The organism is Haloarchaeobius litoreus (genome assembly GCF_024495425.1).
Taxonomy (GTDB): Archaea; Halobacteriota; Halobacteria; order Halobacteriales; family Natrialbaceae; genus Haloarchaeobius; species Haloarchaeobius litoreus.
On sequence record NZ_JANHJR010000001.1, the window covers coordinates 1,269,192 to 1,289,025 of the forward strand.

The following is a 19,834-nucleotide window of genomic DNA, read 5'->3' on the forward strand; positions in this document are numbered from 1 at the left end:
GCTACCGAGTCGAGGAGAGCAGCGTCACCACGGCCAAACGGGTGACGACGAGCGCGACGGTTCCCAGCCCCGCCATCACCGCGAGGAACGTCCACGGGATGGCGCCGGCGAAGTACGGCGACCCCCGGAGGATGGCCCCGATGCCGACCGCGCCGAGCCAGCCGCCGACCGCGGTGCGGACGGACCACAGCCGGTCCGAGATCGCGCGCTCGCCGTACGCGCCGACGAGCGTCGCCACGACCGCCCAGCCCAGCAGGAACGGCACGGCGGTCTCTGCGACCGCCAGGGGCTGTTCGACCGGGTTGACCTGGTGACGGAGCTCACCCGCGACGATGAGCGCACAGAGAACCACGATGTCGACCGCGACGACGCGGAGGCGGTCGCCCGCCGTCGTGCCGTCCGCGGTCGAGAGGCGTTCGAGCGCGTGCATGGTCGGCGGTTGGGTCGGGAGGGCCTTCGCTCTCCCGGTTTCCGCGCCAACGCTTTTGTCGACGCCCCCGGACGGAGTACCATGGAGCGAACGTTCGTGCTCGGGCTCGCGCTGACGGTCGCCGGGCTCGTCGGCTACGGCGTCGGTGTGTCGACGGCGTACCCCGGCCGGGAGCTCACGCTCGTCGGCATCATGGTCGGCCTCACGCTCACCGCGGTCGGCCTCGGGGGTGGCGGCTCGTGACCGTCCAGAGCCACGTGTTCCAGCCCGAGGGCGTCGACGAGCACGACGACCTCGCCGCCGCGAAGGACGCCCAGGGGACGACGTGGATCCGCGTCTCGGACGGCACGGCGGCGGAGCTGGAGGCCGTCGGCGAGACGTTCGGCATCCACGCCCTCGAGCTCGAGGACGTGCGCAACGACGTGCGCCCGAAGGTCGAGCAGTTCGAGGACCACCTGTTCGTCCTGCTGAAGACCGCGACACTCCGGGAGGGCGAGACCACCTTCGCGGAGGAGGTGAAGACCCGGAGCGTCGGCATCTTCGTCGGCCCGGACTGGCTCGTCACGCTGTCGACCCAGACCATCCCGGCGGTCGGGCTCGTCTGGGACGCGGTCACCCGCGAGGAGAAGCGCCTGCTCGCCCGGGGCCCGGACTTCACCGCGTACCGCATCGTCGACGCCATCGTCGACAGCTACTTCGACGTGCTCGACGAGATCGAATCGGACATCGAGGCCGTCGAGGAGGAGGTCGTCGGCGCGACCGGGCTCGACCTGCTGGAGGACATCAACGAGCTCCGCCGGGACCTGCTCTCCGTGCGGCGCGTGCTCTGGCCCACCCGCGACGCCGTCAGCGTGCTCGCCCGGGGCGACCTGGACTTCGTGGACGAGACGACCGAGAAGTACTACCGCGACGTGTACGACCACGTCGTCCAGCTCGTCGAGCTGAACGAGACGTACCGCGACCTGGTGACCGGCGCGCGGGACATCTACCTGAACTCGCTGTCGATGTCCACGAACGAGGTGATGAAGACCCTGACCGTCGTCGCGACCATCGTCCTGCCGCTGACGTTCGTCGTCGGTATTTACGGCATGAACTTCGAGACGATGCCGGAGCTGTCGTGGCCGTACGCCTACCACGCCGTCATGCTCGGGATGGCCGGCATCGCTGGCGTGATGGTCCTCTACTTCCGGCGAGAGGGCTGGCTGTAGCGGTCCGACGCGGGCCGCCGGCCCGTCCTCAGTCGTCGTCCGTCTCGCGCTTCAGCGAGAGCACCGTCCGGTCGAACTCACAGACCAGCACCTCGTCGTCCCCACGACCATCGTCGTCGTCGAGGTCCACGACGAACGCCTCGACGTGCATCGTGACGACGCCACGCTCGCCGTCGCTCGTCTCGCGCTTGTCCGTCACGGTGGACTGGACGCGGAGGGTGTCGCCGTGGAACACCGGGGTGGGGTGCTCGACGTCGTCGTAGGAGAGGTTCGCGACGATGGTGCCGTCGGTCGTCTCGGGGATGGAGACGCCGACAGCGAGCGCCATCGTGTAGATGCCGTTGACGAGGCGCTCGCCGAACTGGGTGTCGCTGGCGAACGACTCGTCTAGGTGCAGCGGCTGCTGGTTCATCGTCATGTCACAGAAGCGCTGGTTGTCGCTCTCTGAGACGGTTCGGCGTCGCTCGTGCTCGATGGTCTCGCCGACCTCGAACTCCTCGTAGTAGAGCCCGGTCATATCCGGAGCGACTCGCGGGCCGCCCTTAGTCGGTGCGCTTCGGTGTCCGTCCCGGCGCGTTCGATTCACTCACGTCCGGATAGTAACTTCTGCCCCGACCGAAACCGTTTTGTTTAAATTCGTCTGCAGGGTACGGCCCGTAGATGCACCGGCAGCCCCACCACGTGGGAGTTCTCACTGCCGGTCGAACTTCGCCAGATGCCGTGCCACGGACTCGCATAGGAGCGCCGTCGTCGACTCCCACCGGGAACCGACGGCCCCCGTGCGCACGCATCGGTGGGAGGCCACAGTAATGTCAACAGCCACACCAGCCGAAGACGAGACGGAACAGCACGAGGAGAGCGCACTCGAGACCGCCCGACGACAGCTCGCCGGCGCGGCCGAACTGGTCGACATCGACGAGGGCGTCATCGAACGCCTGAACCACCCCGACCGCGTCCAGCGGGTGTCCATCCCGCTCAAGCGCGACGACGGCACGACCGAGGTGTACACCGGCTACCGCGCCCAGCACGACAGCGTGCGCGGCCCGTTCAAGGGCGGCCTCCGCTACCACCCCGGCGTCTCCGAGCAGGAGTGCATCGGGCTGTCGATGTGGATGACCTGGAAGTGCGCCGTGATGGACCTCCCGTTCGGCGGTGCCAAAGGCGGCATCGTCGTCGACCCCAAGACCCTCAGCGACGAGGAGAAGGAGCGGCTCACCCGCCGCTTCGCACAGGAGCTGCGCGACGTCATCGGACCGAAGCACGACATCCCTGCCCCCGACATGGGCACCGGCCCGCAGGAGATGGCGTGGTTCATGGACGCGTACTCGATGCAGGAGGGCGAGACGACGCCCGGCGTCGTCACCGGCAAGCCGCCGGTCATCGGCGGCTCCTACGGGCGCGAGGGCGCACCCGGCCGCTCGGTCGGCATCATCGCCGAGCAGGCCATCGACTACTACGGCTGGGACGTCGACGAGACGACCGTCGCCGTGCAGGGCTTCGGCTCCGTCGGCGCGTACGCCGCCCGCTACCTCGACGATCTCGGCGCGACCGTCGTCGCCGTCAGCGACGTGGACGGTGCCATCTACGACCCCGACGGCCTCGACACCCGCGACGTGGAGGACCACGACGAGCGGCCCGGCATGGTGTCGGGCTACGACGCCCCGCAGACGCTCGCGAACGAGGAGCTGCTCGAACTCGACGTGGACGTGCTCATCCCCGCCGCGGTCGGGAACGTGCTCACCGCCGACAACGCCGACGACGTGCAGGCGAGCATGATCGTCGAGGGCGCGAACGGTCCGACGACGTCCGCCGCCGACGCCGTCTTCGAGGCGCGCGACATCCCCGTCCTGCCCGACATCCTCGCGAACGCGGGCGGCGTCACCGTCTCCTACTTCGAGTGGCTACAGGACATCAACCGACGGCAGTGGTCGCTCGACCGCGTCAACGAGGAGCTGCGCACCGAGATGCTGAAGGCCTGGGACGCGGTCCGCGACCAGGTCGACGAGCGCGACCTCACCTGGCGCGACGCGACCTACGCGGTCGCGCTGGAGCGCGTCGGCGAGGCCCACGGGGCACGCGGGCTCTGGCCGTAGGCCGACCGGTCGCGCCCGCCGACCGACGGTCCGACCCGGGAGTTTCAACACCCCGTCCGCCGTCGGTTCCCGTATGCTCAGACGAAGCGTGCTGTTCTCCCCCGGCGACCGACCGGAACTGATGCGGAAGGCTCCCGGCACCGGTGCGGACACCATCGTCTTCGACCTCGAGGACGCCGTCGCACCGGCCCGCAAGGCCGAGGCCCGCGACGCAGTCCGGACGGTGCTGGCGGACCCCGAGTTCGAGCCCGACGCCGAGGTCTGCGTGCGGGTCAACCCCGTCGAGGGCTCCGGCGCGACGGCCGACGAGGACGTCGAGGCACTGTTCGACGGCGCGGGTGACGACGGACCTGCAGCCCGTCCGGACGCCCTGATGCTCCCGAAGTGCACCGACGGCGACGACCTGGACGGGCTCGACGCGCTGGTGCCCGGGGAGACGCCACCGGTCCTCGCGCTGGTCGAGAGCGCGGCCGGCGTCCTCCACGCCGAGTCCGTCGCCGCCGCCGAGGCCACCGACGCGCTGGTGTTCGGGGCGGAGGACCTCTCGGCGGACATCGGTGCGACCCGGACCGACGACGGGACGGAGGTGCTCTACGCACGCGAGCACGTCGTGCTCGCGGCCGCGTCAGCGGGTGTGGACGCCATCGACACCGTCTACACCGACTTCTCCGACGGCGAGGGGTTGCGCGAGGAGACGGAGTTTGCCATCGAACTCGGCTACGACGGCAAGATGGCCATCCACCCCTCGCAGGTGTCGGTCATCAACGAGGCGTTCACGCCGGACGCCGACGCCGTCGAGTGGGCCGAGCGCGTGCTCGCGGCGACGGCCGAGGCCGACGAGGAGGACCGGGGTGTCTTCCAGCTCGACGGCGAGATGATAGACGCTCCTCTCATCGCACAGGCCGAGCGCGTCGTCGAGCGGGCTCGTGCCGGGGACGACGTATAAGGGTGTCAAATCACATTTAATTCAACCCTATTGTATTAATTCCGCCACGCTTAACCCCCACCTCCGAGTTTTTTCGCCTGATGACAGACGAGGCCAATCCATTCGAGAGTCTCCAGGAGCAGGTCGACGACGCAGCCGCGTACCTCGACGTCCGGGACGACGTGATCGAGCGGCTGAAACACCCAGAACGAGTGCTCGAGACGAACCTCTCCGTCGACATGGACGACGGGAGCATCGGTCGCTTCAAGGCGTTCCGGTCGCAGTTCAACGGCGACCGCGGCCCGTACAAGGGCGGCATCCGCTACCACCCAGGTGTCACCCGTGACGAGGTCAAGGCGCTCTCGGGCTGGATGGTCTACAAGTGCGCCACCGTCGGCATCCCCTACGGCGGGGGCAAGGGCGGCATCGTCATCGACCCGTCCGAGCACTCCGCGGAAGAGCTCGAGCGTGTCACCCGGTCGTTCGCGAAGGAGCTCCGCCCGATCGTCGGCGAGGACAAGGACATCCCCGCGCCCGACGTGAACACGGGCCAGCGCGAGATGAACTGGATCAAGGACACATACGAGACACTGGAGGACAAGACCGAACCCGGCGTCGTCACGGGCAAGGCCATCGAGTCCGGCGGCAGCGAGGGTCGCGTCGAGGCGACCGGCCGCTCCACGATGCTCGCCGCCCGCGAGGTGTTCGACTACCTCGACCGCGACATCAGCGAAGCCACCGTCGCCGTGCAGGGCTACGGCAACGCGGGCTGGATCGCGGCGAAGCTCGTCGACGAGCTCGGTGCCGACGTCGTCGCCGTCTCCGACTCCTCCGGTGCGGTCCACAAGGCTGACGGGTTCGACCCCGTCGCCATCAAGGACTTCAAGCGCGAGACGGGCTCCGTCTCCGGCTACGAGGACGCCGACGAGGAGTTCACGAACGAGGACCTGCTGACGATGGACGTCGATCTCCTCATCCCGGCGGCCCTGGAGAACGCCATCGACGAGGAGCTGGCCCGCGACGTGCAGGCCGACATCATCGTCGAGGCCGCGAACGGCCCGCTCACGCCCGACGCCGACGACGTGCTCACCGAGTCCGACGTGTGGGTCGTCCCCGACATCCTCGCGAACGCGGGCGGCGTCACCGTCTCGTACTTCGAGTGGGTCCAGAACCGCCAGCGGTTCTACTGGTCAGAAGAGCGCGTCAACGACGAACTGGAGACCATCATCGTCGACGCCTTCGACCGCCTGACCGAGGCCCACGAGTCCTTCGACACGCCGAACCTCCGCACCGCGTGCTACGTCAACGCCATCCAGCGCGTCGTCGACGCGTACCTGGATTCGGGCAACTGGCCCTGAGCCTCGGCCGAACCGCCTCCGCAGTCAGTCGAGCCGTTTTCCGTACCAGCGTTCCCCGTCAGTCTCGGCCAGCGACGCGTAGCCACGGCGCTCGTAGAACCGACACGCCTGGTCCATCGCCGTGTCCGTCTGGAGGACGGTGTACTCGAACCCACGTTCGACTGCCCGCTGTTCGAGCCGGGCCAGCAGCGCGGTGCCGATGCCCTCGCCCTGCAGGTCGGGCGCGACCGCGACGCTCCGGACTCTGCACGTCTCCGTCTCGTCGGCGGGGAGCCACGAGGGCGGGTTCGCGGAGTCCTCGCGCACGTACGCGAGCGGCTGGAACCCACCGATGGCGACGACGGGCGGCTCGTCGGCGTGGTCCCGTGTGGTCGTCGCCACCGACGAGTCGGCGGCCTCGACGACGGTGAACCAGCCGCCCGGTTCGAAGAACTCGCGTTCGAGGTGGCGGAGGTAGCGGTTGTACTCGGGGTCGTAGTCCATCGCGGACGCACGGAGCGCCCGGTCGTGGACGCGCCAGACGGGGTCGGTGTCGGGGATGGTGAACCGACGAATCACGAGGTCGTCCATACCGGGTGTCCTCGCGTGGACACGGAGAACCTTGCGACTGTCGGGGGTGCCGCTGTCGGAGGGGTCAGTACCGCGACGACGACGAATCGTCGTTCGAACCCGTCAGGCCGGTGATCGTCTCCTCGAGCTCGTCGACGAGTTCGTGGCCCTTCTCGGCGGCCTTGTCCTTCGTGCCGCCGCCGTCCCCGAACTCGTCGAGCTTCGACCGGAGACTGTCGAGCGCCTCGTCGACCGTGTCGCCTGCCGAACCGTTCTCGTGCTGGTGGTCGGTCATAGCTCCACCCGGAGACGGGTGCGCGAACCAGTTCAAACGTCGGCCAAAGCGACTTGGCTCCGGTGGATTCTTGCCTGCTGGACCGATACTGGTAAGGGATGTCAGACTCCGACCGGTCGGTTACGGACTCGCTCAAGGGGTTCTTCAAGGAGTACAACAACGTCTACGTCGTCGTCCTCTTCGGCTACGGGCTGGTGGTGTTCCCGTGGCTGCGTGCCGAAGGATTCTACGAGCTGGGTGTCGTCATCGGCGTCGTGCTGCTGGCCGGGATGGTGCTCGCGCTCCGGGCGAACGTCGAACGGGCGAGAGAACGGCTCGGTGGCAACGACGAGGAGTACGAGCGCCGCGGTTTCTGACTAGAGGCCGAGTTCGCGGCCGATGACGAGGTGCTGTATCTCGCTGGTTCCCTCGCCGATCTCCATGAGCTTCGCGTCGCGGTAGAACCGCTGCGGGGAGAAGTCCTCGGTGTAGCCGTAGCCGCCGAGCACCTGCACCGCGTCCTCCGCGACCTCCCGGGCGGCCTCGCTGGCGTCGAGCTTCGCCAGCGAGGAGGACTTCGTGACGGACTGGCCCTGGTCGTACTGCCAGGCCGACTTGTGGGTGAGCAGCCGGGCGCGCTCTATCTTGCGGTCCATGTCGACGACCTTGTCGCGGATGGCGTCGAACTTCGAGATGGGCTGGCCGAACTGCTCGCGCTCCTTGGAGTACTCCCTGGCGGCCTCGTACGCGCCCTGTGCGAGCCCGGTCGAGATGGCGGCGATGGAGATGCGGCCACCGTCGAGCGTCTTCTTCGTCTGCTCCCAGCCGTCGCCACGGTCGCCGAGCATCCGGTCCTCGGGCAGGCGCACGTCGGTGAGCTTGATCTCACAGGTCGGAGAGGCGTTCAGACCCATCTTGTCCCAGAGCGTGGTGACCTCGAAACCGTCGTCCTCCTCCGGGTCGACGATGAACGTCGAGATGCCACCGTAGCCCTCGCCGGGGTCGGTGACGGCCTTGACGAGGACGCTGCCGGCCTCGCTCGCGTTCGTGATGAACTGCTTGGTGCCGTTGAGCACCCACTCGTCGCCGTCCTTCTCGGCGGTCGTGTCCATGTCGGAGGCGTCGGAGCCGCTGCTCGGCTCGGTGAGCGCCCAGCCGCCGAGGTACTCGCCCGAAGCGAGCGGCTGGAGCCAGCGTTCCTTCTGTGCCTCGGTGCCGAACAGTTCGAGGGGCTTCGAGGCCAGCGAGGTGTGTGCGACGTACGAGAGCGCGACCGACCCCGAGACCCGGCCCAGCTCCTCGGCGACGACGGCGTACATCAGCGTGTCGCCGCCGAGACCGCCGTACTCCTCGGAGATGGGCACGCCCATCACGTCGAGCTCGGCGAGCTGGTCGAAGATCTCCTCGGGGAAGCGGTGCTCGTCCTCGATCTCCTGTGCGATGGGCTCGATCTCCTCGTCGCAGAAGCGCCGCACCTCCTCGCGGATCATCCGGTGCTCGTCCGGCAGCGTGAAGTCCATACGCAACACTTGCCGAGGGTCGAAATAAAAATGCCGAAGGTCGACCCCACCGGGACGACTGCCCGAGAGACCGAACGCCGGGTATCTCCGGTTCGTTCTCTATCAGTCCTGACAGGGCAACGCGGTGTAGACGCTCACGTCGCCGACGACGACCGCGCCGCACATCGCCTCGCGACCGTGGATGCTGCACCGGTAGGCGTACACGCCGCGCTCCTCGAACACGCGGTCGAGCCTTCCACCCGCCGATATGGTCCCGCCGTCGAACGCCCAGTCGACAGCGCCGCCGACCGCCGTGTCCGGCGTCACGTCGTGCGCGGTCGCGTCGACGTTCTCCCAGCGCACGCGGTCGCCCGGATCGACGGAGGCGCGCAGCGGCGCGAAGTCCTCGGCGTCGACCTCGACGGTCGCGTCGGCCAGTGGCGAGTCGGTGGTCGACGGTGCGGTCGTCGCGGGGTCGCTGCTGCCGCCGTCGTTGCAGCCGGCCAGCCCCACCGCGATGCACGTGCCGGCCGCGGCGAGGAGCTCGCGGCGCGAGGTGGTCATACCCAACGACACAAACTTTCAGTTGATAAAATTACGCACTTATTCATGCAATCAAGACCGGGTTTGAACGTGTATCCGACCATGGACGGGGAGGTCAGTCGTGCACATAGCAGCCTTTTTGACGGGTGGCAGCGAAAATTTTACCTGATTCGTTATGAGCCAGCAGGCCACCGACACCTACCAGCACTACATCGACGGGGAGTGGACCGACGGTCACGGCGACGAGACCTTCGAGAGCAAGAACCCGGCAACGGGCGAGACACTGGGCGAGTTCCACCGCGGAACACCGGAAGACGTACAGGAGGCACTCGAGGCCGCCGACGAGGCCGCCGAGATGTGGCAGGCGATGTCCCACATCGACCGCGCGGAGTACCTCTGGGACATCTACCACGAGCTGCGCGAGCGCACCGACGAGCTCGGCGCGGTCGTGACCAAGGAGTGCGGCAAGGAGATCAGCGAGGGCAAGGCCGACGTCGTCGAGGCCGCGCACATGGTCGAGTGGGCTGCGGGCGACGCCCGCCACCCGAAGGGCGACGTGGTCCCCTCGGAGATTCCGAGCAAGGACGCCTACATGCGGCGCAAACCGCGCGGCGTCGTCGGCTGCATCACCCCGTGGAACTTCCCGGTCGCCATCCCGTTCTGGCACATGGCCGTCGCGCTAGTCGAGGGCAACACCGTCGTCTTCAAGCCCGCCGAGCAGACGCCGTGGTGCGCCCAGATCATCGCCGAGATGTTCGTCGACGCCGGTATCCCGGACGGCGTGTTCAACCTCGTGCAGGGGTTCGGCGACGCCGGCGCGGAGATCGTCGACAACGACATCACCGACACGGTGCTGTTCACGGGCTCCGCGGAGGTCGGCCACGAGGTCGCGAGCAAGGTCGGCGGAATGCCCGGCAAGCTCGCAGCCTGCGAGATGGGCGGCAAGAACGGCATCGTCGTCACCGAGGAGGCGGACCTCGACGTCGCCGTCCACTCCGCCGTGATGTCCAGCTTCAAGACGACCGGCCAGCGCTGTGTCTCCTCCGAGCGCCTCATCGTCCACGAGGACGTCTACGACGAGTTCAAGGAGCGCTACGTCGAGATCGCACAGGACATCGCCGTCGGCGACCCGCTCGACGAGGACACCTTCATGGGTCCCGCCATCGAGCCGGGCCACGTCGAGAAGATCGGCCGTCACAACGAGATGGCCCGCGAGGAGGGCGCGAACGTGCTCGTCGACCGCTTCGAGCTCGACGACGACGAGATCCCCGAGGGCCACGAGGACGGCCACTGGGTCGGCCCGTTCGTCTACGAGATAGAGTACGACACCGACCTGCGCAGCATCAAGGAGGAGTGCTTCGGCCCGCACGTCGCCCTGCTGAAGTACTCGGGTGACATCGAGCGCGCCGTCGAGATCCACAACGATACGCCGTACGGGCTCGCCGGTGCCATCATCTCCGAGGACTACCGCCAGATCAACTACTACCGCGACAACGCCGAGATCGGCCTCGCCTACGGCAACCTGCCCTGCATCGGTGCCGAGGTCCAGCTGCCCTTCGGCGGCGTCAAGAAGTCCGGCAACGGCTACCCGAGCGCCCGGGAGGTCATCGAGGCCGTCACCGAACGCACCGCCTGGACGCTCAACAACTCGAAGGACATCGAGATGGCACAGGGCCTGAGCGCGGACATCAAGACGGGCACGGACGACTGAGGGCCCAGCGGCGGTACTGACCACTCTTCCTCTCTCCGACGGGCAGTCCCGGGGGCGATTCAGAGCTGGACGACCGAGAGGTACGTCGACACGCGACTGCCGCCGATTCGAAGCTCGCTCCCCTCGTAGTGCTCGGCCTCCAGGTGGAACGTATCGCCCACCTGGACGCCGAGCACCGGCCTGGTCGCCTGCAGGGTCGAGTCCTCGGTTCCCCTGTCGAAGTCCTGTAGGACGCCCAGGTTCCCGTTCTGTCTGACCGTGAACCAGTGGTTCGTGCCCTCGCTGGGGGCGTCGTACCAGGAGACCCCCGCGGAGACGAGGTAGTTCCCGGGCTCGGTGACCTCGATGCGGTGGTTCGCGTCGTCCCACTGGCTACGCTGGTCGGTCTCGACGCTCTCGAACTCGACGGTCGTCGTGGTTCCCGACGGGACGGGATGCTGGTAGGCGCCCCAGACCGTCGTGCCGGCGTCGGACGCGACCACCGTGGTCGCCTCGATTCGGTCCGCGGTCACGGTCTCCGGCGAGATGTCGTCCCCGGAGTGGGTGTGTGCCGTGTCCGCCTTCGCGTCGAGTTCGGCCTTGCGCGCGACGTCCGTGTTCGCGGCGGGCGGGTCCGTGACGCTCACGTTCTGGTAGGTCGGAGTCTCGCCGGTCGTCGCGAGCCGGTTCCAGTTCGAGCCGTCACCGATGAACGTCGCACCGGTGTCCGTCGCGAAGAACTTCGCGCCGGCCTTCGCGGCGTAGTCACCGCGGTTCGACTCGCGGTCTCGCACCTCGACATCGCCGTCGAGTCGCTCGAAGTTGTCGTTCAGCGGGATGTGCCAGTCGGTCGCCCCTCTCGTGGGCGTGTTGTACGAGTGATTGTCGGTCATATCGTCTCAGTCGATCCCCCCGTAGCCGTACTGCCCGTAGCCCTGCTCGCCGAAGTCGTCCTCGGGAGTGGTCGTTGGAGTCGCAGTCGTCGTCTCCGTCGTCGTCCGGGTCGGGGTCGTCGTCCCTGCCGGCGTGGTCGTCGCGGCCTCGGTGGTCGTCTCCGTCGTCGTCCGGGTCGCGGTGGACGGTGCCGTGGTTGAGCCGGCCGCGGTCGTCGCGACCGTGGTCGCCACCGACGTGGCCGTCGGCGTCGGGGTGCCGCCGTATCCGAACGTCGTCGACGGCTCCGCGTCGTCGTCGGTCTCGGTGAAATCTTCGACCGCCGCACACCCTGCGAGACCGAGGCCCCCGACGACCGACATCGTCTGGAGGAGTGTCCGCCTGTTCACTGCACTGTCACGTGTTCCGCCGGATTCGTCGTCCGGCCCGTCGGGCGCTCGTTCCCCCGACTGGGTCGGTGATTCCTGTCGAACCATGGAGTGTAACCACCCCGGAGAGGGCTTAAATCCAGACCCGATGTATTTCGTGAAAGTGAACTGTCCGAATGGATTTCACGTTCTACGGCAGCTCTCAACCCTCTCGGCAGATTCTCCGAGATGAGTGTTGATTAATTGGTCAGTATGTGGTCTCTCCGGTGGGAGTGAATCGGCTGACGGGGAAAGCGGTCCAGAGACGGGAACACGCGGCCACGGACGCCGGTGTCGGCCGACGCGACCGATGGCCCGCGAGGGACAGGAGTGCGGGCCTGTCGTGGACGAGAGTGGCGGGTTCGAAGCGACGCCGCCGCCGCTTCGGGCAAGGTAGAGGCGAGAGTTCCGTTCCGCACTAGGCTCCTAGGTAGCCCCGCGGAACGGATGTGGGCGCGGCCGTAGGTGCGACGGGCGTGTGCCGGAATCGACGTGAAAAGCGTCTCTCCGGCAACCTCTGCTTTGGCCCCCGAACGTATAAACTCCGCGACTTTGACATTGCTCAGAGACGGGTGTCCTCGAGCGCCGGGAACTCGTCGCGGACGCGGTCGACTTCGCCGGGGTCGACCACGGCCTCGACGAGCGCGGGGCGGTCGCCGGTCGTCGCGATCGGCGTGCCCCAGGGGTCGTAGACGGTCGAGCGGCCGAGCAGGGTGGCGTCGGCGAACTCGCCACTGCCGTTGATCGTGGCGACGTAGGAGAGGTTCTCGATGGCGCGGGCGCGGGGGAGCGTCCGCCAGTGCTCGACGCGGGGGTAGGGCCAGGCGCTCGGGACGAGCGTGAGTGTCGCGCCCTGACTCTGCAGCTCGCGGTAGAGCTCGGGGAACCGCAGGTCGTAGCAGGTCGTGACGGCGACGGTGAAGCCGCCGAGCTCGGCGGTGGGGATTCGTTCGCCGGGCACCAGCAGCTCGGCCTCCGCGGAGGCGTAGCCGAACAGGTGGTGCTTGCGGTAGACGAGCTGGCGCTCGCCGTCGGAGTCGAACAGCACGGCCGTGTTCGCGAGCCCCTCCTCGGCCTGCGTCGGGGTGGTCCCGGTGGCGGCGGTCTCCCCGAGGTCCTCGACGACGGTGCCGGCGAGCAGCGCGACGCCGTTGTCCGCCGCGGCGTCGGCGAGCCGGCTGAGCGTCTCGCCGTCGAGCCCCTCCGCCGCGCGCTGGTACACCTCGAACGAGAAGTAGCCGACGTTGAACAGTTCTGGCAGCGCGACGAGGTCCGCGCCGCGGTCGGCCGCCTCCTCGACGGCCGCGACGGCGCGGTCGACGTTGGCGTCGACGGCTGCGGGCTCGACGGCCAGCTGGGCGAGTGCGAGCTTCATGCCGGCAGCTCCAGATACTCGCGCAGGGCGGCTTCGAGGTTGTCGAGCTCGCCGTCGAGGTTGCGTTCGAAGAAGCGTTCCACGCCGGGGAGTTTACCGTCCACGATGAACCGGTTCGTGAGGGTACAGCCCGCCTCTGTCTCCCGTATCTCGTGTTCACCGGTGACTCGCATCACCTTCGAGCGGCCCTCGAACCGGACGAACTCGGGCTCGCGACGGTCGACGTCGCGGGTCCGCACGGCGACGGTCCGCCGGACGAGGGGGATCGGCAGTTTGACGTGCCACGTCGCATCGGTGCCGTCCTCGCTGCGGAGCTCGAACCGGTCCACCACGCTGATGGGACGAGCGCGGAGCTCCGGGTCCGCGATGAACGCCCAGACCCGTTCGGGGGCAACAGGGAACTCGAACGTACGCTCGACCCGGACTGTCATACGATATCTGGTTGCCTCGTGGCCAAAAACGCAGCGGAATCGGGTTAACTGACCGTAACCTTCCAGGTCGTCGAGCGGGAGCGGCCCCACTTCTCGATGTCCACGTCCTCGGACTTCTCTGATAGGTGCGGGAGTCGCGACCCCACCTGTTTCGAGGAGAGGTCGATGGCGTCGGCGATGTTCTTCGCACGGAAGTACTGTTGCCCCTTCGAGACGCTGTCTCGGAGGTAGGCGAGTATCCGTTGCTCCTCGTCGGAGTAATCGCTCATCGTCTACCCGAAGATAGGGGCCTCACGCTAATAACGATTTTTGCTCCGCCCGTTCCTACCGGTCCCACCACTGGAGCGCGAAGACCGAGAGCATCGCGAAGATCATCGCGCCCGCGAAGGCATAGCTCCCGGCCGCCTGTGCACTCGACGTGCCACCGAGGTACTGGATGCCGAAGACGGCCATCGCGACGGCGCACAGGACGGCACCGATGCCGAAGACGGTGGAGAACCCGATCGCCTTGTCGCTCGATCCCGACGTGTGTTCGCTCATGTGCGCCACTATCGAGGGGAGGGTCTTAATCCCTGCTGTCGACGGTGGGGGCCAGCCATCCAAAGGGCATTGGCTCAAGGCCTTTTATAGCTCGGGACCTTCCGTCCACAGGAATGTCAGACGGAACGGATGCAGGTAGTGGGTCGACGGGTGGTGGTGGCCTCGCGACGGCGAAGGCCACCCTGTTCGGGAGCAGGCTCCGAATCGGTGCCGTGGTCGTCGTCGGCCTCGTGGGGATGGTCGTCGCGGCGTACCTCCTCGGGTTCCTCGGCGTCCCGTCGGTGACAGGCGTCGAGAACCGCTTCGGCGAGACCAACGAGTCGACGACGGTCATCCAGACCGAACTCGGGGTCCAGAACCCGAACCCGGTCGGCACGGGCTTCCTCGACGTCTCCGCTGGCTACGAGGTGAGCATGAACAACATCACGATGGCGACCGGCGGGCGGGACGATATCGACGTCCAGCCGGGGCAGTCGACGGTGACGACACGGAGCTACCTCCGGAACGAGCGCATCCCGCACTGGTGGGCCAGCCACATCCGCCGTGGCGAGCAGACCGACGTGCGCATCGACGCGAGCATCCGGTCGGGGCTCGTCGGCCGCTCCTTCGCGGTGCCACAGGAACGGACCATCCAGACCGACCTGCTCTCGTCGTTCAACTCGACCGAGACGCGGGAGGTGAACGTGGACCGGCCTCTCGTCTCCGACCCCGTGCTGTACATCAACCGGACCGCCGGCCAGTGGGGCGACGTGACCAACGAGTCGACGCCAATCGTCCTCGATTTCTACGTCTACAACCCGAAGTCCTACGCCATCCCCATCTCGGAGATCGAGTACGGGGTGAACATGAACGACATCACCGTCGGGGAGGGGACGAACACCCGCGAGTACGTCCTCGCGCCGGGCGAGGTGACCCAGGTCCGGACCGTGACGACCATCGACAACGCGAACCTCGACGAGTGGTGGGTGAGCCACCTCCAGCGCGACCAGGTGACCGATCTCCGCATCGACTTCAGCGTGACCACCCGGATCGGCGGGACGAGCATCCAGATCCCGATGGACCGGTTCACCTACACCGAGACCATCGAGACGGACATCTTCGGGACGAAGAACGCGACCGACGCGGGCGGTGAGAATGGGTCGGAGACCAACGACGGAACCACCGGCAGTGGTGACGGCACCGCGACGGACGGCGGGACCACGACCGACGACGGCTCCGGCGACGACGGCACGACGAGCGGTGGCGGGACGACCACCGACGGCGGCGGCATCCTGGACGCCCGTGCGCCCACCTCTGCGCGGGCCGTCTGACGGGAACGGCGAGTGCTGACGCCGGCAACACGCTTATTATCCCGGCACGCTCACTGTAGCGTACATGAACCGGAGTACCCAGTCTCCTGGTCGAGTTCTCCGACGGTAACGAGATCACCGTCGAATCCACTCCAGAGTCGATCGTCGTTTCTATCGGTGAATCGGACCGCACGCTCACGCGCCGAGAAGCCATGGCGCTGCAGGACCAGATCGGTGACGCACTGGTCGAACGCCGCGAGTTCTTCCGCACCACCGGCGTCCACCGCGAGGACGGCTCCTACGAGGTGACCCGTCGTGGGGCCGACTCCGCGGGCAACGCGAAGGTGTTCGAGAGCTTCGAGACCGTCCGCCGGCTGTACGACCGCCTGCCCGACGAGTTCGGGGCCGAGGCGGTCGGTCGGACCGGTATCACGGGCTCTCGCCGGCACATGCTGGTGCGACACTTCGCGGAGCATCCGGCCTTCGACTGCGAGATCACGAGCCGGAGCCCGCTGACGGTCGCGAAGGCCGACCCCGAGTCCGCGGACGCTTCGGACGAGGAACGGATGCCGGAGGCGACGGCCGACTGAGGCCGTCGCTCGCCGGGGTACAACATCGTCGACCAGCGACAGCGCCGGCGAAAAACGGACCCGTTCAGTGGATCTCGACGTGCTCGGACTCCTCGTTGAGCGCGAGGTTGACGGCGATCTCCGCGTTCCGCATCGCGTACTGAGCGGTCTGCTGGAGGCTGACGAGTACCTCACGGACCTGGAGGAGGTCCTTGTTGTCCATCTCGGGGAGGTCGTCGAGTATCTCGCGCTCGCGGTCGCTGATCTCGTGGAACAGCCGACGCACCTCGATGGTCTTGTCGTAGTCGCGCTCGACGGCCGCCTCGACCGCCAGTGCCGTTATCTCGTCGACCTTCTCGGTGAACTCGCGGATGCGCCGCATCACGGGCTGGTCCACGTTGAGCGTGTGGTCCTCGGTCTCCATGACGATCTCGGCGATGTCCTCGGCGTTGTCCGCGGTGAGCTCGAGGTTCTTCGCGATGGAGCGGTAGCCGATGAGCGGGAAGCCCTCGTCCAGCCCGACCGCGCGGGCGAGGTTCGGGTTCTGGTAGGCGGTGAAGATGAGCCGCAGCATCAGCACGAAGATCTTGTTCGCCTGCCGCTCGCGGTTGAGGGCGCGCTGGGCCATGTCGGGGTTGCCGTGGGCGAGCGCCTTGATGGCCTCGCCGCGCATCGTCGAGCCGGTCGATTCGAGCCGTTCGAGCAGGTTGTCGAGCGTGAAGTCCTCGGGGTCGACGGAGCAGCGGATGGCGATGCTCTCGGGCGTCTCCTCGATGACGCCGAGGCCCATCAGCTGCGTCTCGGCCTGGTAGACGGCGTTGATGTGCTCCGAGGGGAGGGTGCCGCCCTCGTGGACGACACGGATGACGCGTCGCCCGAGCACGTACTGGGCGACGATGGCACGCTCGACGGCGTCCGCGTCGAGGTTGTCCGCGTGGATGATGGCCTCTGACTCCTCGGTGTTCGCCGACTCCGGCATCACCGTCAGCGTCCCCTTGCCGCCCATCCGCAGCGACACCTCGTCGCCCTTCTCGACGTCCTGCTCCTTCGCCCATTCGGCGGGCAGCGTCATCGCCAGCGTGGATGGCCCGAGCCGCTGGACCTTTCGCGTTTCCATGCCCACCAGTAGTCATGGGGTGACCTTATATTTGACTCCCTGGCGATTATATTCCGTAGTAGCCGATAATATCACCACTTATGCAATTGCGAAGGCGGTGATATTCTCCTCTACCGGCCAACACCAGCTCAGACGACCTTCAGCAGCCGTCGCTCGTACCGTCCGACGCGGACCTGCTGCCACCCGCGGAGCGACTCGTTGACCGTCTCGTCGTCGGTGTCCACCCGGAGGACCCCCACGTCGTCCAGTTTGTTCCGGGAGGCGACGACCTCGACGTCGCTGCGTTCGATGACCGCCGGTGAGATCTGGTGGTTCCCCCGTCCGAAGATGAACCCCTGCCCACCGATGGGCGAGACGACGATGACGTTCCGCTCGCCGAGGGTGTCGAGTATCTCCTTCTCGGTCGCGTCGTACGCGAGCACCTCGCCGTCGCGCCAGACGTCCACGCCCAGCGGCGACGGCACGAAACCCAGTGCGCGCTTGATGGCACCGACGGTGCTCCCCGGCGCGAGCACGTAGGTCACGTCCGCGTCGACCTCCTCGGCGAACCCCGCCGCCAGCGACTCGACGGTGCCGCCGCCGACCTGCTTCGAGGACTGCACCGCCTCCGCGACCGGCACCGGGACGACCGCGTGGAGCGTCGTCCGCACCTCGCCGCCGCGGTAGGCCTCCTCGTCGATGTCGTTCACCTCGCGGTCCGCGACGCGGTCGTACGTCGCCGCCACGCGCCCGGCGTCCCTGGGCGTCACGCCGAACACGGAGGAGTAGATCTTCACGCCCGCCGGCACGCCGAGCATCGGCGTGTCGGTGCCAGCCTCTTGCAGGGTCTTCGCCACGTCGACGGCCGTCCCGTCGCCGCCGACGAACAGCACGAGGTCCACGCCCGCTTCGACGAACGCTTCGACCGCCTCGCGGGTATCCGCCGCGTCGGTCTCGTCGCGGGAGTCGGTGACGACGGTCGGTTCGAAGCCCGCCTCGCGGGCCTCGTGCTCGCCCATCTCGCCCCCGGCGACGAACAGTTCGACATCCTCGCCAGCGCCCCCGCGGAGCGTCGTCAGAGCCTCGACCGCGCGCTCGGGTGCACGCTGCTCCGCGCCACGCTCGCGTGCCTCCGCGACCTTCCCGTCGGTTCCCTTCAGTCCGACGCGTCCACCCATCCCGGCGATTGGGTTGACGACGACCCCGATTCGCATTAGCCGTCCCTTGGTCGGTCCGGTGGAAAAAGGACGCGCTTCCGGTACCCCGGGTGACACTCGGGGTGCCGCGTGCTCCGGCCCACCTCCCCGACATGTGAACGTTTAAGCTACCGGGGGCGCAAGCGCGACCTATGATGAACCTCGTCCTCGAAACCAGCAGCGCGCTGCCGTTCCCGGGCACCGGGTGGGTCGTCCTCGTCGCGAGTCTGGCACTGACGGTCGGCTGGCTGCTCCACATCTACCGATAAATCGCTATCAGTGCGGCCATTTTAACCCATCAAGGCTCGTAGAGGGGTGTATGCGAAACCTCACCGTTCTCAGAGTCTGGGGCATCCCCATCCGTATCAACATCTCGCTGGTGGTGTTCCTGCCGATACTGGCGTGGTTACTGGGCAGTGGCACACAGATCGGCCTCTACGCGGGCTGGATAGAGGGTGCGTTCGGCGTCGCCGTCGACACCGAGGCACTCAGTGCCGGCTCGACGCCGTGGATCGTCGGCACCGCTGCGGCGGTCGGGCTGTTCGTCAGCGTGACGCTGCACGAGCTGGGCCACGCCTGGGTCGCGCTCCGGTACGGACTCGGCATCGAGTCCATCACCCTCTGGATTCTCGGAGGGCTCGCCGCGCTGTCGGAGATCCCCCGCGAGTGGCACAAGGAGTTCTGGATCGCCATCGCCGGCCCGATAACGAGTGTCGCCACCGCGGGCGTCGCCGCCGGCCTGTTGTTCGTGACGCCGTCGTCGCTCCCGGTCGCCCAGTTCGTCTTCGGCTGGCTGGCGGTCGCGAACCTCACCCTCGCGGTGTTCAACATGCTACCCGCGTTCCCGATGGACGGCGGGCGTATCCTCCGGGCGCTGCTCGCACGCAACCGGCCGTACGGGAGTGCGACGCGCATCGCCGCCCGTATCGGCGTCATCTTCGCGATGCTGTTCGCGGTCGTCGGCGTCATCGACTTCAACCCCATCCTGCTGCTGCTCGCGCTGTTCATCTACGGCGCGGCGACCTCCGAATCACGGACCGTGCTGCTCGACGAGCTGCTGGAGGGCATCACCGTCGGGGACGTCATGAGCAAGGACGTGCCGACGGTCCCCGCAGACGAGACCGTCGCCGCGTTCACCGACCGGATGTTCCGCGAGAGACGGACGACCTACCCGGTGACCGACGAGGGTGGGAGCGTCGTCGGCATCGTCACGCTCGCCGACATGCGCTCGGTCGACCCCGCCGACCGGGAGACGACCACGGTAGGGAGCGTCGCGAAGGAGGCACCCCAGTTCGAGGCCACCGGCGACGCCTTCGAGACGCTGGCGGCGCTGAACAGCACGCGGACGAAGAACGCCCTGGTCACCCGTGACGGCGCGGTCGTCGGCGTGCTCTCCGAGGCCGACTTCACCCACGCCCTGTCGATGCAGCGTGAGTTCGGCACCGGGTTGCCCTGAGACGACCGGCCG

General features: G+C 67.6%; 24 protein-coding genes. 10 read left to right on the top strand and 14 right to left on the bottom strand.

Going from position 1 to position 19,834, the window contains the following annotated elements:
* Window position 1: 1 nt before the first annotated feature.
* Window positions 2–430, bottom strand: coding sequence for a DUF3054 domain-containing protein (locus tag NOW55_RS06500; RefSeq protein WP_256399277.1), 429 nt, complete (start codon window positions 428–430; stop codon window positions 2–4).
* An 81-nt stretch (window positions 431–511) separates the two neighbouring features.
* On the opposite strand from NOW55_RS06500, the gene NOW55_RS06505 reads away from it, so the two are divergent.
* The gene (locus NOW55_RS06505; protein ID WP_256399279.1) at window positions 512–673 is read left to right on the top strand and encodes a hypothetical protein; all 162 of its coding nucleotides are present in this window, start codon (window positions 512–514) and stop codon (window positions 671–673) included.
* Window positions 670–1,638: a magnesium/cobalt transporter CorA gene (gene corA, locus NOW55_RS06510; protein WP_256399280.1), complete on the top strand. Its 969-nt coding sequence runs from the start codon at window positions 670–672 to the stop codon at window positions 1,636–1,638. Before NOW55_RS06505 ends, corA begins: the two co-directional genes overlap by 4 nt.
* 28 nt (window positions 1,639–1,666) lie before the next feature.
* On the opposite strand, the gene NOW55_RS06515 is transcribed toward corA, so the two are convergent.
* A complete protein-coding gene (locus tag NOW55_RS06515) occupies window positions 1,667–2,155 on the bottom strand; it encodes a MaoC family dehydratase (RefSeq protein ID WP_256399281.1) in 489 nt (162 codons plus the stop codon).
* A gap of 292 nt (window positions 2,156–2,447) precedes the next feature.
* Between NOW55_RS06515 and gdhB the strand changes: the two genes are divergently transcribed.
* The 3 genes from gdhB (at window position 2,448) to NOW55_RS06530 (ending at window position 6,014) form a co-directional block, all read left to right on the top strand.
* A complete protein-coding gene (gene gdhB / locus NOW55_RS06520) occupies window positions 2,448–3,731 on the top strand; it encodes a glutamate dehydrogenase GdhB (protein WP_256399282.1) in 1,284 nt (427 codons plus the stop codon).
* Window positions 3,732–3,804: 73 nt separating this feature from the next.
* Window positions 3,805–4,677 carry an HpcH/HpaI aldolase/citrate lyase family protein gene (locus NOW55_RS06525; protein WP_256399283.1) on the top strand — a complete coding sequence of 291 codons (873 nt, stop codon included), beginning with the start codon at window positions 3,805–3,807 and terminating at the stop codon, window positions 4,675–4,677.
* Between the two features lie 80 nt (window positions 4,678–4,757).
* Window positions 4,758–6,014 (top strand): Glu/Leu/Phe/Val family dehydrogenase, encoded by a 1,257-nt coding sequence (locus NOW55_RS06530; RefSeq protein WP_256399284.1) that lies wholly within the window; start codon window positions 4,758–4,760, stop codon window positions 6,012–6,014.
* A gap of 24 nt (window positions 6,015–6,038) precedes the next feature.
* On the opposite strand, the gene NOW55_RS06535 is transcribed toward NOW55_RS06530, so the two are convergent.
* Window positions 6,039–6,584 carry a GNAT family N-acetyltransferase gene (locus NOW55_RS06535; protein WP_256399285.1) on the bottom strand — a complete coding sequence of 182 codons (546 nt, stop codon included), beginning with the start codon at window positions 6,582–6,584 and terminating at the stop codon, window positions 6,039–6,041.
* Between the two features lie 64 nt (window positions 6,585–6,648).
* The gene (locus NOW55_RS06540; protein ID WP_256399286.1) at window positions 6,649–6,858 is read right to left on the bottom strand and encodes a hypothetical protein; all 210 of its coding nucleotides are present in this window, start codon (window positions 6,856–6,858) and stop codon (window positions 6,649–6,651) included.
* A gap of 98 nt (window positions 6,859–6,956) precedes the next feature.
* Between NOW55_RS06540 and NOW55_RS06545 the strand changes: the two genes are divergently transcribed.
* Window positions 6,957–7,214 carry a hypothetical protein gene (locus NOW55_RS06545; protein ID WP_256399287.1) on the top strand — a complete coding sequence of 86 codons (258 nt, stop codon included), beginning with the start codon at window positions 6,957–6,959 and terminating at the stop codon, window positions 7,212–7,214.
* On the opposite strand, the gene NOW55_RS06550 is transcribed toward NOW55_RS06545, so the two are convergent.
* The gene (locus NOW55_RS06550) at window positions 7,215–8,357 is read right to left on the bottom strand and encodes an acyl-CoA dehydrogenase family protein (protein WP_256399288.1); all 1,143 of its coding nucleotides are present in this window, start codon (window positions 8,355–8,357) and stop codon (window positions 7,215–7,217) included.
* A 102-nt stretch (window positions 8,358–8,459) separates the two neighbouring features.
* Entirely contained in the window at window positions 8,460–8,900 is a 441-nt protein-coding gene (locus NOW55_RS06555) for a cupredoxin domain-containing protein (RefSeq protein ID WP_256399289.1), read from the bottom strand.
* Window positions 8,901–9,054: 154 nt separating this feature from the next.
* Between NOW55_RS06555 and NOW55_RS06560 the strand changes: the two genes are divergently transcribed.
* On the top strand, window positions 9,055–10,590 hold the full coding sequence (locus NOW55_RS06560; RefSeq protein WP_256399290.1) for an aldehyde dehydrogenase family protein: 1,536 nt from the start codon (window positions 9,055–9,057) through the stop codon (window positions 10,588–10,590).
* A 59-nt stretch (window positions 10,591–10,649) separates the two neighbouring features.
* Here the strand turns inward: NOW55_RS06560 and NOW55_RS06565 are convergent, their stop codons facing one another.
* From NOW55_RS06565 to NOW55_RS06590, 6 genes are all read right to left on the bottom strand, one after another.
* Complete coding sequence (locus NOW55_RS06565; RefSeq protein WP_256399291.1) at window positions 10,650–11,462, bottom strand: hypothetical protein; 813 nt, start codon at window positions 11,460–11,462, stop codon at window positions 10,650–10,652.
* A gap of 6 nt (window positions 11,463–11,468) precedes the next feature.
* Window positions 11,469–11,852 (bottom strand): hypothetical protein, encoded by a 384-nt coding sequence (locus tag NOW55_RS06570; RefSeq protein WP_256399292.1) that lies wholly within the window; start codon window positions 11,850–11,852, stop codon window positions 11,469–11,471.
* 580 nt (window positions 11,853–12,432) lie between these two features.
* On the bottom strand, window positions 12,433–13,245 hold the full coding sequence (locus tag NOW55_RS06575) for a nitrilase-related carbon-nitrogen hydrolase (RefSeq protein WP_256399293.1): 813 nt from the start codon (window positions 13,243–13,245) through the stop codon (window positions 12,433–12,435).
* Window positions 13,242–13,676: an SRPBCC family protein gene (locus tag NOW55_RS06580; protein WP_256399294.1), complete on the bottom strand. Its 435-nt coding sequence runs from the start codon at window positions 13,674–13,676 to the stop codon at window positions 13,242–13,244. The genes NOW55_RS06575 and NOW55_RS06580 overlap by 4 nt, the downstream gene beginning before the upstream one ends.
* A 44-nt stretch (window positions 13,677–13,720) precedes the next feature.
* Entirely contained in the window at window positions 13,721–13,945 is a 225-nt protein-coding gene (locus NOW55_RS06585) for a DUF7123 family protein (protein ID WP_256300524.1), read from the bottom strand.
* Between the two features lie 55 nt (window positions 13,946–14,000).
* Window positions 14,001–14,216 (bottom strand): DUF7525 family protein, encoded by a 216-nt coding sequence (locus NOW55_RS06590; RefSeq protein WP_256399295.1) that lies wholly within the window; start codon window positions 14,214–14,216, stop codon window positions 14,001–14,003.
* Between the two features lie 113 nt (window positions 14,217–14,329).
* On the opposite strand from NOW55_RS06590, the gene NOW55_RS06595 reads away from it, so the two are divergent.
* Both NOW55_RS06595 and NOW55_RS06600 read left to right on the top strand, forming a co-directional pair.
* On the top strand, window positions 14,330–15,526 hold the full coding sequence (locus NOW55_RS06595) for an LEA/WHy family protein (RefSeq protein WP_256399296.1): 1,197 nt from the start codon (window positions 14,330–14,332) through the stop codon (window positions 15,524–15,526).
* 113 nt (window positions 15,527–15,639) lie between these two features.
* Complete coding sequence (locus NOW55_RS06600) at window positions 15,640–16,095, top strand: DUF7528 family protein (RefSeq protein WP_368407742.1); 456 nt, start codon at window positions 15,640–15,642, stop codon at window positions 16,093–16,095.
* A 64-nt stretch (window positions 16,096–16,159) separates the two neighbouring features.
* Here NOW55_RS06600 and NOW55_RS06605 read toward each other — a convergent pair whose 3' ends face one another.
* Together NOW55_RS06605 and NOW55_RS06610 are read right to left on the bottom strand one after the other, a co-directional pair.
* Window positions 16,160–17,191: a phosphate signaling complex PhoU family protein gene (locus tag NOW55_RS06605; protein ID WP_256399298.1), complete on the bottom strand. Its 1,032-nt coding sequence runs from the start codon at window positions 17,189–17,191 to the stop codon at window positions 16,160–16,162.
* A gap of 128 nt (window positions 17,192–17,319) precedes the next feature.
* A complete protein-coding gene (locus tag NOW55_RS06610) occupies window positions 17,320–18,384 on the bottom strand; it encodes an ATP-NAD kinase family protein (RefSeq protein WP_256399299.1) in 1,065 nt (354 codons plus the stop codon).
* Window positions 18,385–18,685: 301 nt separating this feature from the next.
* On the opposite strand from NOW55_RS06610, the gene NOW55_RS06615 reads away from it, so the two are divergent.
* A complete protein-coding gene (locus NOW55_RS06615) occupies window positions 18,686–19,822 on the top strand; it encodes a site-2 protease family protein (RefSeq protein WP_256399300.1) in 1,137 nt (378 codons plus the stop codon).
* The last annotated feature ends 12 nt before the right edge of the window (window positions 19,823–19,834 follow it).